This is a genomic window from Cohnella caldifontis, assembly GCF_029360585.1.
GTDB lineage: Bacteria > Bacillota > Bacilli > Paenibacillales > Paenibacillaceae > Cohnella > Cohnella caldifontis.
The window spans coordinates 25812-38527 of the sequence record NZ_JAQZSJ010000021.1 but is presented as its reverse complement, the minus strand read 5'-3'; the positions used below and the strand labels follow the sequence as shown (position 1 = coordinate 38527).

Genomic DNA, 12716 nt, shown 5'->3' with positions numbered 1-12716 from the left:
GTCCTTTACTTGGATACGTCGGCGCCGAAATATTTCTCGGAAATGCGCAGGTACGTTCCGTCTTCCTTGATGGCGTCCAACGCCTTGTTGACGGCGTCGACCAGCTCGGGGTTGCCCTTGTTGAACAGAAAGCCGCTTTCGGAAGCGTCGGACGTCTCGTCGACGATCTTGATCGGAGCGTTCGGCTGCTGCTTCTTGAAATCGAGGAAGGACAGGCCGTCGTTTACCGTGGCGTCGATGCGCTTGGACAGCAGCAGTTCGATCGCTTGGTTGAAGCCTTCCGTCTGCACGATTTCCGCGCCGTTCGCTTTGGCGATGTCGGTCAAGTTGCTGGTCAGCGACTGGCCGGCTTTTTTGCCTTTCAGATCGGCCAACTTCTTGATATCGTTGTTGTCTTGGTGCACGATAAGCACGGCTTTGGACACGATGTACGGATTCGAAAAGTCGTACTTCTCCTTGCGGTCGTCGCGAATCGACACTTCGTTCGCCACGGCGTCGAAACGTTTGGCGTCCAAGCCGGCGAACATGCCGTCCCATTTGGTCTCGATGAACTCGGCTTTCACGCCGAGACGTTTGGCGACTTCTTCGGCGATCTCCACGTCGAAGCCGGTCAGCTTGCCGTCCTTGTCGTGGAAAGTGAACGGCGCGTAAGTGCCTTCCGTGCCGATGCGGATCGTGCCGTTCGCCTTGATCGTGTCCAGCAGCGAAGCGTTTGCCGCGGGTGCGCTCGCGGATGCCGGCGCCGACGGAGAAACCGACGGAGACGCCGCCCCTTGACTTTCGTCATTTCTTTTGCCGCATGCCCCCAGCACCACGGCGAACGCCAGAAGGAGCAAAATCGTAACGTTAAGCTTTTTCATGTTGCAGACCCCTTTCAGATAAATCCGATAGGATTAATAGGAATGTCTACCATACTAACATCAAGTAGTATTCCCGTCAAACCTTTTTTTCAGCACGACGGCGGCGGCTGTCGTCAGAACTGCAAAGGCCCGCGCTTCAGCGCGGGCCCGGGTTGATCCTAACGCAGACCGGCTTGCCGATGTTCGCTTGGACGCCGTGAAAGATCGGGAGCCCCGACTCCGGCTCGATGCGGAACAGGACGAGCGAATCCGAATCCTGGTTCGCCGCGATCAGCCATGACCCGTCCGGCGTGACGGCGAAATGCCGGGGCGTCCGCCCCCGCGTAGACACGTGGCCGGCGGGCGAGAGCGCTCCCTCTTCGTCCAACCGGAACACGGCGATGCTGTCATGACCCCGGTTGGAGGCGTAGACGAATCTCCCGTCCGGAGAAACCGCGATTTCCGCGCACGTGTTCTCGCCTCGGAACGACGGCGGCAAGGTCGTCACGGTCTCCCGGCGTTCCGGCTTGCCCGGCTCGCCGCCCAAGACGAACCGGGTGACGCTGCCGCTGAGCTCGTTCACGACGAACATCGTCTGCCCGTCGGGATGGAAAGCCAGGTGCCGGGGACCGTCCTCCGGAGCCAGCGCGGCGGCCCCGGCCGACGACCAGTCGACGCCGTCCTCTCCTTTCCCGTAGATCATGACCCGGTCCAATCCCAGATCGGGAACGTACAGGAACTTTCCGTCCTTCGGATGGAAAACCGCCGAGTGGGGATGAGGCATCTCTTGGCGCGCCTTGTGCGGTCCGGAGCCCGCATGGCGGAGCCGCACCATCGCGTCCCCCGGCTTGCCGCCGGGCTCCAGCGGATACAGCGTGACCGCCGCGCCGAAATAGTTGGCCACCGCCAGCCAGCGCTCGTCCGGGTCCAGCGAGACATGGCAGGGCGCCGCTCCATGGGTCAGCCGTTCCCATCCATCCGAGAGCTTCCGCGTCTGCGGATCTACCGGGTAGGCGATCATCCGCCCGCCGGGCTGACCTTCGACCTCCATCGTCTCGCTGACCGCATACAGGACGTTTCCCGCACGATTCAACGCCAGAAAAGACGGATTTTCGATCCCGCCGTACTCGTTCGTTTTCGTGATTTCGCCCGTCGCGCCATTCAGCGTAAGCCGGGTGATTCCGGCCTGATCGGCGGACGCGTACGCTCCGACCCACAGTTCCCAATCGCGGTTCTCCACCCGATCTTTCCTCCTCGGTCCTGATAAGATGCAAAACGCCGCTTCCTCAGCGGCGTCCTCTCGCGATTCGATTATACACGTTTTCCCGCAGTCAGGGAAAGGCCGGACCGTCCGGCTTGCGGTACTCTTCCTTGAGCACCGTGTACATGCCCTCCGCGTCTTCCTTCTTCGCCGACTCCGACAGCCTCTCAACCCGCACCGTCACGATCCGCTGGCCGAACTGGATTTCGAGCTCGTCCCCCGGCTTGACGTCTGCGGCCGGTTTAGCCTCTCTACCGTTGAGAAGGACGCGCCCTTGATCGGACACGTCCTTCGCGACGGTGCGGCGCTTAATGAGGCGCGACACCTTCAAAAACTTATCGAGACGCATGAATTACTTTACGGCGTCTTTCAGCTTGTTGCCTGCTTTGAAAGCCGGAACTTTGGAAGCCGGGATCGTGATGGATTTGCCGGTTTGCGGGTTGCGGCCTACGCGGCCGGAACGGGAACGGGTTTCGAAAGTGCCGAAGCCGATCAGCTGCACTTTGTCGCCTTTCGCGAGCGCGCTTTCGACTTCACCCAGGAAGCCGTTCAGAACGGATTCGACGTCTTTCTTGGTCAGGCCGGTCTTGCTTGCGATGTTGTTGATCAGATCGGTTTTGTTCGCCATTGCTTGAATTCCTCCTAAGTCATCGTTTGGATTCCTCGCCCGGCGCCTATGGGCCGCGGCGTTTGATTGATGAAGCACGAAGTTTACTATTCTGCTCTTTGCTAAAAAAATCCTGCCGGCTGAACAAAATTTTTCTCGAAACAGGCGGAAATTGCGAGAAATGTGCCGAATACGGGACTTCAGAACCACCCCTGGGCGCCGCTGAGCGTTACTCCGGGCGTACTTTGGCTTCCTGCCACCATTCTTCCATCTCTACTAAATCAGTCTCGTCAAAAGTTCTTCCGCTTATACGCAGTCTCTCTTCGATATAGCGGAACCGGGAGGAGAATTTGCGGTTCGTGCGGGCCAGCGCTTCTTCCGGATCCGCCTTCAGGAATCTCGCGGCATTCACGACGGCGAACAAGAGATCGCCCAGCTCTTCCGCGCGGCGTTCCTCCGATTCGTTCGCTGCCGCCTCCCGAAGTTCTTTCAGCTCCTCCTCGATCTTGTCGAAAACGCCGGACAGATCGGGCCAGTCGAAGCCGCCGCCCGCCGCCTTCTTCTGGAGCTTGTACGCGCGGGGCAGCGCCGGAAGGTCTTTCGGGATGCCGTCCAGCACCGAGGTCCGCTCGGACGCGCCTTTGCGCCGCTTTTCCTCCGCCTTCATCTGCTCCCAGTTTTTGAGCGCCTCCTCGGCATCTTGGGCGTTCTCCCCGCCGAACACGTGGGGATGGCGGAAAATCAGCTTGTCGTTCAGCTCCGCCAGCACGTCGAAAACGTCGAAGGTGCCCGTCTCTTCCTCCATCTGGCTGTGCAGCAGCACCTGGAGGATGACGTCGCCGAATTCCTCCTTCATGTTGTCGGGATCGTCGTTGTCGAGCGCTTCGACGGCTTCGTACGTTTCTTCGATGAAATTTTTGCGGATGGACCGGTGCGTCTGTTCGCGGTCCCACGGGCAGCCTTCGGGGCTCCGCAGGATGCCCACGATCTCGTGCAGCCGTTCGAACGATTTCCGGCGCAGGCGGTCGTCCCGATCCGCGCGTATGTATACCATCGTGAGATTGCCGTAGCGTTCGAGCCGATCCAACTCATGCAGCGGGACGGTAAGGATCCGCTCTTGGTCCGGGATGCCGAGCGACTGCGCCACGACGACCGGGTAATCGTCCGGGTACACGTTCATGAGCGACAGCTTGACGTCGGAAGCGGTGAACGCGTCATAGACTTGTCCGATGACCGTGTGCAGGCGCGGACGCAGCTGCTCGCGGGTCAGATCGGAGGCGTCGAGCAGCTGGAAGCCTTCGATCGGATCGAAGCCCAGCCGGACGAAAGCTTCGTCCAGGAAGCTTTCCCCGCCGATCAGGCGAAGCTCGAGTCCGAGGTTCGGGGCGCGTTCGCGCAGCAGTTGGACGCTCCGTTCGGCCACCATCGGATGGCCGGGCACGGCGTAGACGATCGTGCCGCCGTCCGCTTCTTGGGCCGCGCGAAGAAGCCGTTCGGCGATGGACTCGTACACTTCTTGGAAATCGTCGCTCGCTTCGTAGAGGGAATCGAAAGTTTCGAACGCGATGCCCCTCCGCCGAAGATCGCGGACGGCCGGATGGTCCGCCGTGCGCGCATAGCGGACGCGGGAACGTTCCAATTCCTTCAGAACGCCCAGCGTCAATTGATCTTCGCCCCCGGAGCCGAGTCCGACGACGGTCAACGTTGCGGTCATGCCAAGATCATCCTTCCCTTGTCGCTTTCGAGGCGGCGTTCCGCAGCCTCCCCAGCCATTGGTCGATGCGGGAGCCCGCGGCGCAGCCGGGCACCTCCCGCCACTCTTGCGGGCCGACGGCACGCGCCGCGACCAGCCCTGCGGCGAATACCGCCGCACCGACGGCCACGCCGGGCAGCGCCGTCAGCAGCGCCGCGGCCCGGACGGGCAAGCCGCGCGTGAGGGCGCCGAGCGCCAGCTCGGCCAGCCCGACCGCCGCCGCCATCGCGGCTAGCGCCGCGGCCGGCCGCCAGGCCGAATCGGGCCGGAAGCCCGGCAGCTTCATCCGCCCCCGCAGCGACAGCGCGTTCAGCAGCGCCGCTGCCGCGTAAGCGGCGGTCATCCCGGCCGCGGCGCCCTGGATGCCGTAAGCGGGAACAAGCAGCATATTCAGCGCGAGCTTGAATACGGCCGCCACCGCCAGGTTCACGGCGGGCGACCGCAAATCCCCCCGCCCTTGAAGGAGTCCCCCGCTGACGGCCTGCAGCGATCCGAATACGGCCGCCGGCGCGAGCAGCGCGATCGCTCCGCTGCCCGCATCGTCCGAGAACAGCGCGATGTCGATCGGCCCCGCCAGAATGGCCAGTCCGACCGCGGCGGCGCCGCCGAACCACCATGCCAGGCGGAGGGGAAACGCGGCGCGTTCAACCGATCCCCCCAGACCGGCGGATACACCGCTTGCGCGGGCCGCAGTCATGGCCGGCACGAGAGCGGCGGCCGCCCCGGACGCGGCCATCAGAACGAGCTGCAGCAGGGCGATGCCGCGGTTGTAAATGCCATACTCCGCCATGGCCGCAGCCGTGCCGGCAGCGCCGCCGGCTTGCTGCAGCAAGCGCGGAATCGAGAACGCGTCGATCAGGCCGAACAGCGGCGCCGCCACCGATGCGGCCGCGACCGGCAGCGCGACGCCGGCGATCCGCTTGACCAAGGCCGTCCGCGGCTCCGTCCATTGCCACGTCCGCGCGGGCTTGGGATCGTCCGTTCCCCGGGTTCGGACGATCCGGCCGCCTTTTCGTTCCGGCCAGAGCAAGACGGCAAGCCCCGCCGCCGCTCCCGCCGCGAGCCCTCCGTGGACCGCTGCGGCCGCAGCCGGCGCGCGCCATCCCGCTCCGATCGCCCATGCGAGCATGATCAGCATGAAAGCCACGCGGGCGGTCTGCTCCGCGATTTGCGACACGGCCGGAAGGCCCATGCGCATCTGCCCTTGCCGGTATCCCCGGAGCACCGCGACGGCCGGCGAGAACAGCAGCGCGATCGAGGACGCGCGGATCGCCGCGGCGGCTTCCGGAGCGCCCATCCCTCTCGCGAACAGACCGGCTCCCGCTTGCAGGACGGCGAACGCGGCCAACCCAGAGACGGTCATCAGGCCCAGCGACCACCGCACCACGCGCTGCGCGCCCGTTTCGTCCCCTTCCGCTTCCCGCTCCGCCACCAGCACGCTCACCGCGGTAGGGACGCCGGCCGCCGCCAGCGTCATCCACATGACGGCCAGCGCGTACACGGCGCTGTATAATCCGAACACTTCATCCCCCGCGAAGTTCTGCAGCGGAATTTTCTGCAAGGTCCCGATCAGCTTGGACAAGAGCGCCGCCCCGCCCAGAAGGGCGGCTCCTTTCAGCACGATTCCGCCTGCCGGCGCCTTGCCGTCCCGTTCCGTCGCCATTTTGCCGAGTTCTCCCCATCCGTTCCTTCATCCGTCGCGATCGATAGTCTTCATATACGCATTATATACGAAGTCCATCCGCAAAAACGAATCCGGATACGGCCGGAGGAAACGGCAAAAGCTTCCCGCTCGCGGAAGATCCGCCGGGAAGCCGATGCCTGCATCGCCTTCGGATGCCGTTACTGCTCCATTTGTTTCGCCAAGAATCCCGCGGCGGTCTCCACCATTTTGCTCTCCATTTCGCCCATGGAGACGCCTTCTTCCTTGCTGAGCAGCACGACCGTGCCGATCGGGTCTCCGCCGGCGACGATCGGGGCGGCGACGAAAGAACTGTAAGTTTCTCCTCCGTCCCTCATGATCTCGTAGCTGCCGCTTCCCGCTTCCAGCATGATTTTGCGATTCTCCATGCACGTCTCGAGCATCGCGCCGATCGGCTTTTCCAAATACTCTTTTTTCGAAGCGCCGGCGACCGCAATGACCGAATCGCGGTCGGAAATCATGGCAATATGCCCCGTGCTCTCATATAAAGACTCCGCGTATTCTTTGGCGAAGTCGCCCAACTCGCCGATGGGGGAATACTTCTTGAGGATGACTTCGCCGTCCCGATCCACGAAAATCTCCAGCGGGTCTCCTTCGCGGATGCGAAGCGTCCGCCTGATTTCCTTCGGAATGACGACCCGGCCGAGGTCGTCGATGCGGCGTACAATCCCGGTTGCTTTCATAGCTGCGATGCCCCACTTTCGTTGATGATTTGATCCTGCTGCGGTGCCGGTTGGGTGGTTGTACCGACTGTATAACGAACGCGGATGCTCAATAAAGGTGTCATGGAATCGTAGGTGTAGTATTCAACCCCTCCCATTTTCTTATGCGTTTGCCCACCGCTGGGGGAACGTGCCAATCCGACGGCCGCAAAACGAAAAAACCGCTCCCCGGATCGGGGAGCGGCAGGCATTGCTGCGATCTTATGCGGCTGATTTATTTGCTTGCCGGAGCCGAAGCCGAAGCGCCCGGAGAAGCGGACGGCGACGGAGATGCAGACGGCGAAGCCGACGGGGAACCGGAAGGCGATGCCGACGGCTCGGCGGGCAGCGTGACTTTAATGTTCAGCTTTTTCTCTTCGTTCTGCAGGTAATCCTGCACCTTCGCGTCCACGATCGTCTGCTTGAGCGCGTCCTTGTCGGCCTGCTGCAGCTTGTCGTAAGGCGTTTCCTCGCGGTTTTCTACCTTGATGACATGATATCCGTACTGCGTCTGCACCGGGTCGCCGATCTTGCCGACCGGCTGCGTGTTGGCGGCGTCCTTGAATTCGGCCACCCAGTTTTTTGCTTCCTCTTTCTCGTACAGGCCGCCCTTGTCTTTCGAGCCGGTATCGTCGGAGTATTCTTTGGCCAGGGCGTTCCAATCCCCGCCGCTCTCCAGCTTGGCTTTCACTTCTTTGGCCCGCTTCAGCGCATCCTCGTCCGAGCGAAGCTCCTTGCCCGTCGATTGGTCCATCGTGGCCACCAGGATATGGCGGACGGTCACGATGTTATAATCGGCTTTGTTCTTGTCGTATTCCGCCTTGATATCGGCATCCGTCACGGCTTTGCCGAATTCGCCGCTTTTCGCGTTGGCGATCTGGCTGCCGGAAGACATCGCCTTGACGATCTGCTTCATTTCATCCAGCGTCAGGTTCTTCTGTTTCACTTGGTCGCTTAACGTTGCGTCTTGCTTCACGGCGTCATTGAACGACGTTTCGAAGTTTTTGACGTCCTCGTCCGCCGCCTTCAGCTGGTCGGCGGTGGCTCGTCCCGCGAGTGCCTTGTAAAGGGCGAACTGGCGGACAAGCTGTTCTTTGAATTGCGGGATCTGCAGGTACATCGAGTACGTCGGATCCGACAATTCCATAAAGGACGCGTATTTATCGAATTCCCCCTGCGTGACTTGGCCGCCGTCGTAGGTGGCGATGACATCCCCTTGTCCTGCGCCGGGAAGCCCGGATTCCTGCTCGTTCTTCTTGCCGCAGCCGGCCAGCAGCGCGGACAGCAGCACCGCTGCCAAAGCGGCAAACCACGCCCGGCGGAGCAAGGCGCGTTTAGGGTGCAACATCTTGAAGTTCTCCCTTCGATTTTAGGACTTCCTTGTATTGTAGCAGAAAATCCTCCACGAGCGCCAACACGCCGTCTTCGCCCAGCCCTTTCGTGAGCAGCTTGACGACGGGGGCCGCCGCAGCGGCATCCGTTTGCCGCAGCCTGCCCATGAATTTCTTCTCGAGCGCTTTGAGCTTGGCCGGATCGGCGTCCCCGGCCCGGCGTTCTTCGAATTTCAGGACGGTCTCGTCGCCGCGGCGGATGATCGATTCGATGCCGTATTGGCGGCTGTAAACCTTGATTCTGGCGACGGCCAGCAAGTTGAGCACGGCTTTCGGCGGATCGCCGAACCGGTCCGTCAGCTCGTCGAACAGGTCCGAGACGTCGTCCAGGGAAGCGGCCGCGGCCACCTTTTTATAGATTTCGATCTTCTGGATGCTGTCGTAGATGTAGTCCGGCGGCAGATAAGCATCCACGCCGAGGTCGAGCTGGGTGTTGACGGGCTGGGCGGGAACCGCCTCGCCGCCTTCCCACTCGCTCTTGCGCTGGTTGATCTCCTCCGCCAGCATCTGGGAATACAGGTCGAAACCGACCGAGGCGATGAAGCCGTGCTGCTCCGCGCCGAGCAGATTGCCGGCTCCGCGGATCGCCAAATCCCGCATGGCGATTTTGAAGCCCGAGCCCAGTTCGGTAAACTCCTTGATCGACTGGAGGCGTTTCTCCGCCACTTCGGTGAGCACTTTGTCCCGCTGGTAGGTGAAATAAGCGTAGGCGATCCGATTGGAACGGCCGACCCGCCCCCGCAGCTGGTAAAGCTGGGAAAGCCCCATTTTATCCGCGTCGTGCACGATCAACGTATTGACGTTCGGGATGTCGACGCCCGTCTCGATGATGCTGGTGCTGACGAGCACGTCGTACTCCCCGTCGAGGAAGTCGAGAATCGTCCGCTCCAGCTCCTGCTCCGACATCTGCCCATGGCCGACCGCCACCCGGGCGTCCGGCACGAGGGCGCTGATTTGCTCGGCCATCTGATAGATTCCTTGCACGCGGTTGTACAAGTAATAGACTTGGCCGTCCCGCGCCAATTCCCGTTCGATCGCTTCGCGGATCAGCGTCGGGCTGTGCTCGACGACGTAGGTCTGCACCGGAAAGCGGTTCTCCGGCGGGGTCTCGATGACGGACAAGTCCCGAACCCCGAGCATCGACATGTGCAGGGTGCGGGGAATCGGCGTCGCCGTAAGGGTCAGCACGTCCACGTTCGTTTTGAGCTTCTTGAGCTTCTCCTTGTGGGTGACGCCGAACCGCTGTTCTTCGTCCACGATGAGCAGGCCCAGATCTTTGAAAATGATGTCCTGGGACAGCAGCCGGTGGGTGCCGATCACGACGTCCACCGTGCCGGCCTTGAGTGCTTTGATCGTCTCGTTCTGTTCCTTCCTGGAGCGGAAACGGCTGAGCACCTTGATGTTGAACGGATAGCCGGAAAACCGCTCGCGGAACGTCTCGTAGTGCTGCTGGGCCAGGATCGTGGTCGGCACCAGCACGGCCACCTGCTTGCCTTCGATCGCCGCCTTGAACGCCGCCCGGATCGCCACTTCCGTTTTCCCGTATCCGACGTCGCCGCAGAGCAGCCGATCCATGGGCCTCGGCTTCTGCATGTCCGCCTTGATCTCTTGGATCGATCGGAGCTGGTCGACCGTCTCTTCGTAAGGGAACATCGCTTCGAATTCCTGCTGGTAGTTCGTATCGGGGCCGAAACTGTACCCTTGAGCCTGCTGACGGGCCGCGTACAGCTTGATCAAGTCGTCGGCGATGTCCTTGACGGAGGAGCGGACCTTCGATTTGACCCGGTTCCATTCCTGTCCGCCGAGCTTGTTGATCTTCGGCTCCTTCTCTTCCGAGCCGATGTATTTCTGGATCAGGTCGAATTGTTCCACGGGGACCGACAGCTTGTCGCCCCCGGCATAAAGGATGTGCAAGTAATCCTTGTGAATCCCGGCCACTTCCATCGTGCCGATGCCGAGGTATTTGCCGATCCCGTGGTTCTGGTGAACGACGTAATCGCCCACCTTGAGCTCGGTATAGCTCTTGATCCGCTCCGCATTGTCCAGATGCCGGTCGACGCGCCGGGCTTTCCTCTGCTTCTGGGTGAACATCTCGCCTTCGGTGATGACCACGAGGCGGACGGACGGCATCTCGAAGCCGCTTTGCAGGTTGCCCATCAGAATTTCCGGCGTCTCGATATGGAAATCGTCCAGCACCCGGCGGAGACGCTCCGCCCGTTCCGGGTTGCCGGCCAGCATCAGGACGCGGGCTCCGCTCTTCCGCCAACGCTCCATTTCCGCCTTGAGCACGTTCATTTGGCCATGGAAATTCTGCATGGAGCGGCAGACGAAATTCACGATGTTCTGCGGCGCCGTATGCGGGATTTGCCGGACGAACAACGAGAGATATACGGTCTGGAACTGCCGCGGATAAAGCGCCTGCTCGGTCGGCACGGCGAGCGCGAACCCGGGCAGCGACTTTCCTTGCTGCAGCAAGTGGGTGTTCCATTCCGCTTCGTCCCGCTCCAGCTGCTTCGCCGTTTCGGCCAGCCGGTTCGGCTCGTCCAGGAACACCAGGGTATCCTTCGGCACGTAGTCCAGCAGCGTCTGGCGCTCCGGATAGAGCAAGGAAATATATTTGTAGATTTCCGGAAAATACACATTTTGCCGCAAAAGGTCGATTTCCCGGGAAATTTCGGACTCCAGCCGCTCTTTGGCCTGGCGGTCGGTCATCTTCTCCAGCTGCTTCTCGAGCAAATCCCGCGCGTGCTGCGCGGCGTTCGAGAACCGGGCCTGATCCGCGATCAATTCGCGGCACGGACCGACCGAATACGCTTCCAGCTTATCGACCGAACGCTGGTCGGCGGGGTCGAACGTGCGGATGGAGTCGATCTCGTCGTCGAACCATTCCACCCGATACGCCATGGGCGACGCGAGCGGAAAGAAATCGACGATGCCTCCGCGCACGCTGAAATGGCCCTTCTGCTCGACGCGGTCCACGCGTTCGTAGCCCAGAGCCACCATTTCGCGCAAAAATCGTTCCAAGCTCAGTTCGGCGCCGGCCGCAAGCCCGATGCGGGATTCGGCCATCGTCTGCTTCGCGGGCTGGAACCTCCGGATCCCCGCGTACGGAACGATCAAGACGCCCCGGAACCCTCCCGCCAATTTCAGCAGCGTTTCCAGGCGCCGGGCGGACATTTCCGGACTGGACACCGCGGTTTCCGCGGCGATCAATTCGTTGGCCGGATACAGGAGCACTTCGGTTTCGCTTAGGCATTCTTGCAAATCGTCGGCCATCTTCTGCGCGGAGAACATATTATGGGTCACGATCAGAATGGGCCTCTGCAGCTCCCGGAACAGGCTGGCGACGGCGACCTGCCTCGCGGATCCGGAAAGGCCGGCGACCAATTGCTCCCGCATGCCGCCCCGGATCCCGTCCATGACGCTGATCAGATCGGAATCCGCGGCAATCGTTTGAAGCAGCGGGTTCATTAACGTTTCCTCCAATCTAAAAAGACCCCGGCACAAGCCAAGGCCCAAGGTCGTATCACGGAACGAGGGCGCCGCACCTTCACTGGAGCGGATTGGACAACAGCGCGAGCTCGGGGTGGTCTTCGAGCGTCTGGCTGCAATAGTCGCAAATGACTTTCACCGTTACGTCCCCGTTAGAATTATACGCTATTATACGCTTCCGCTCATCGGGGGTCAAGAATTGCAAGCCCAGCTTATACTCGGAAACCTGGCCGTTCTCGAAGCGTCCGAGCGGCATGCGGCAATGTCGGCACTCATAATTCACAGCCATATGTATGCCTCCTGATCAGGGGATATGCGGCGCTGCCGCACTCCACCTAGTATGCCCGCCGCCGGACCGTTTTAAGCGGTCACGTTCCGTGAGACCCCGACTCCCCCGACCGTCCGTTGAACTTGGCCATCGTTTGCTCGAACGTATGCGAGAGCGCGAATTCGATGGCGTCCGCCGCCTCGTCGACCATCCGCTTCACTTCGGGCCATTCCGCTTTGGCGAAGGGCGCCAGCACGTAGTCGACGACGGCCGCGCCGGGCTTCGGACGGGATATGCCCATCCGCACGCGGTTGAACGTCTGCGTCCCCGTATGCTGGATGATGGACTTGATCCCGTTATGTCCGCCCGCGCTGCCCTGATAACGCAGCCGGATCCGCCCGACTTCGGTGTCGAGGTCGTCGTATACGATGATGGCGTCCTCCAGGCTGGCTTTGTAATAGTCCATGAAAGCCCGGACCGATTCCCCCGACAAGTTCATGTAGGTCATCGGTTTGAGCAGCGCCACTTTCTCCCCGCCTACCCGCGCTTCCGCCGCCAAGGCTTTGCATTTGTTCTGGTACGGTCCCGCTCCCCAGCGGCGGGCCAATTCGTCGACGACGAAAAAGCCCGCGTTATGCCGGGTCGTTTCGTATTCCTTCCCGGGATTCCCGAGCCCGACGATCCAACGCATCTCCTCTACCT

11 protein-coding genes are annotated in these 12716 nt (G+C 61.6%); all 11 read right to left on the bottom strand.

The genetic code is table 11. From position 1 onward, the window contains the following. Positions 1-5: 5 nt before the first annotated feature. A complete protein-coding gene (locus tag PTZ19_RS21720; RefSeq protein WP_276357733.1) occupies positions 6-860 on the bottom strand; it encodes an amino acid ABC transporter substrate-binding protein in 855 nt (284 codons plus the stop codon). 136 nt (positions 861-996) lie between these two features. Then, positions 997-2079, bottom strand: coding sequence for a lactonase family protein (locus PTZ19_RS21715; RefSeq protein WP_276357732.1), 1083 nt, complete (start codon positions 2077-2079; stop codon positions 997-999). Between the two features lie 91 nt (positions 2080-2170). Continuing rightward, positions 2171-2449, bottom strand: coding sequence for an RNA-binding S4 domain-containing protein (locus PTZ19_RS21710; RefSeq protein WP_276357731.1), 279 nt, complete (start codon positions 2447-2449; stop codon positions 2171-2173). 3 nt (positions 2450-2452) lie between these two features. Then, positions 2453-2728, bottom strand: coding sequence for an HU family DNA-binding protein (locus PTZ19_RS21705; RefSeq protein ID WP_219643896.1), 276 nt, complete (start codon positions 2726-2728; stop codon positions 2453-2455). Positions 2729-2936: 208 nt separating this feature from the next. Further along, positions 2937-4421, bottom strand: a complete 1485-nt coding sequence (gene yabN / locus PTZ19_RS21700) for a bifunctional methyltransferase/pyrophosphohydrolase YabN (RefSeq protein ID WP_276357730.1) — start codon at positions 4419-4421, stop codon at positions 2937-2939. Positions 4422-4428: 7 nt separating this feature from the next. After that, complete coding sequence (locus PTZ19_RS21695; RefSeq protein ID WP_276357729.1) at positions 4429-6123, bottom strand: oligosaccharide flippase family protein; 1695 nt, start codon at positions 6121-6123, stop codon at positions 4429-4431. 179 nt (positions 6124-6302) lie between these two features. Then, the gene (spoVT, locus tag PTZ19_RS21690; RefSeq protein ID WP_276357728.1) at positions 6303-6845 is read right to left on the bottom strand and encodes a stage V sporulation protein T; all 543 of its coding nucleotides are present in this window, start codon (positions 6843-6845) and stop codon (positions 6303-6305) included. A gap of 253 nt (positions 6846-7098) precedes the next feature. Beyond that, on the bottom strand, positions 7099-8211 hold the full coding sequence (locus PTZ19_RS21685; RefSeq protein ID WP_276357727.1) for a peptidylprolyl isomerase: 1113 nt from the start codon (positions 8209-8211) through the stop codon (positions 7099-7101). Next, positions 8198-11725 carry a transcription-repair coupling factor gene (gene mfd / locus PTZ19_RS21680; protein ID WP_276357726.1) on the bottom strand — a complete coding sequence of 1176 codons (3528 nt, stop codon included), beginning with the start codon at positions 11723-11725 and terminating at the stop codon, positions 8198-8200. The genes PTZ19_RS21685 and mfd overlap by 14 nt, the downstream gene beginning before the upstream one ends. Positions 11726-11804: 79 nt before the next feature. Further along, on the bottom strand, positions 11805-12035 hold the full coding sequence (locus tag PTZ19_RS21675; protein WP_276357725.1) for an anti-sigma-F factor Fin: 231 nt from the start codon (positions 12033-12035) through the stop codon (positions 11805-11807). Between the two features lie 79 nt (positions 12036-12114). Further along, positions 12115-12705, bottom strand: a complete 591-nt coding sequence (gene pth / locus PTZ19_RS21670; RefSeq protein WP_276357724.1) for an aminoacyl-tRNA hydrolase — start codon at positions 12703-12705, stop codon at positions 12115-12117. Positions 12706-12716 lie beyond the last annotated feature (11 nt).

What these genes read in the sequence shown, in the direction of transcription:
- mfd (WP_276357726.1), bottom strand. Translation starts at nt 11,725, where the DNA reads ATGAACCCGCTGCTTCAAACGATTGCCGCGGATTCCGATCTGATCAGC.
- pth (WP_276357724.1), bottom strand. Translation starts at nt 12,705, where the DNA reads ATGCGTTGGATCGTCGGGCTCGGGAATCCCGGGAAGGAATACGAAACG.
- PTZ19_RS21675 (WP_276357725.1), bottom strand. Translation starts at nt 12,035, where the DNA reads ATGGCTGTGAATTATGAGTGCCGACATTGCCGCATGCCGCTCGGACGC.
- yabN (WP_276357730.1), bottom strand. Translation starts at nt 4,421, where the DNA reads ATGACCGCAACGTTGACCGTCGTCGGACTCGGCTCCGGGGGCGAAGAT.
- spoVT (WP_276357728.1), bottom strand. Translation starts at nt 6,845, where the DNA reads ATGAAAGCAACCGGGATTGTACGCCGCATCGACGACCTCGGCCGGGTC.
- PTZ19_RS21710 (WP_276357731.1), bottom strand. Translation starts at nt 2,449, where the DNA reads ATGCGTCTCGATAAGTTTTTGAAGGTGTCGCGCCTCATTAAGCGCCGC.
- PTZ19_RS21685 (WP_276357727.1), bottom strand. Translation starts at nt 8,211, where the DNA reads ATGTTGCACCCTAAACGCGCCTTGCTCCGCCGGGCGTGGTTTGCCGCT.
- PTZ19_RS21720 (WP_276357733.1), bottom strand. Translation starts at nt 860, where the DNA reads ATGAAAAAGCTTAACGTTACGATTTTGCTCCTTCTGGCGTTCGCCGTG.
- PTZ19_RS21695 (WP_276357729.1), bottom strand. Translation starts at nt 6,123, where the DNA reads ATGGCGACGGAACGGGACGGCAAGGCGCCGGCAGGCGGAATCGTGCTG.
- PTZ19_RS21705 (WP_219643896.1), bottom strand. Translation starts at nt 2,728, where the DNA reads ATGGCGAACAAAACCGATCTGATCAACAACATCGCAAGCAAGACCGGC.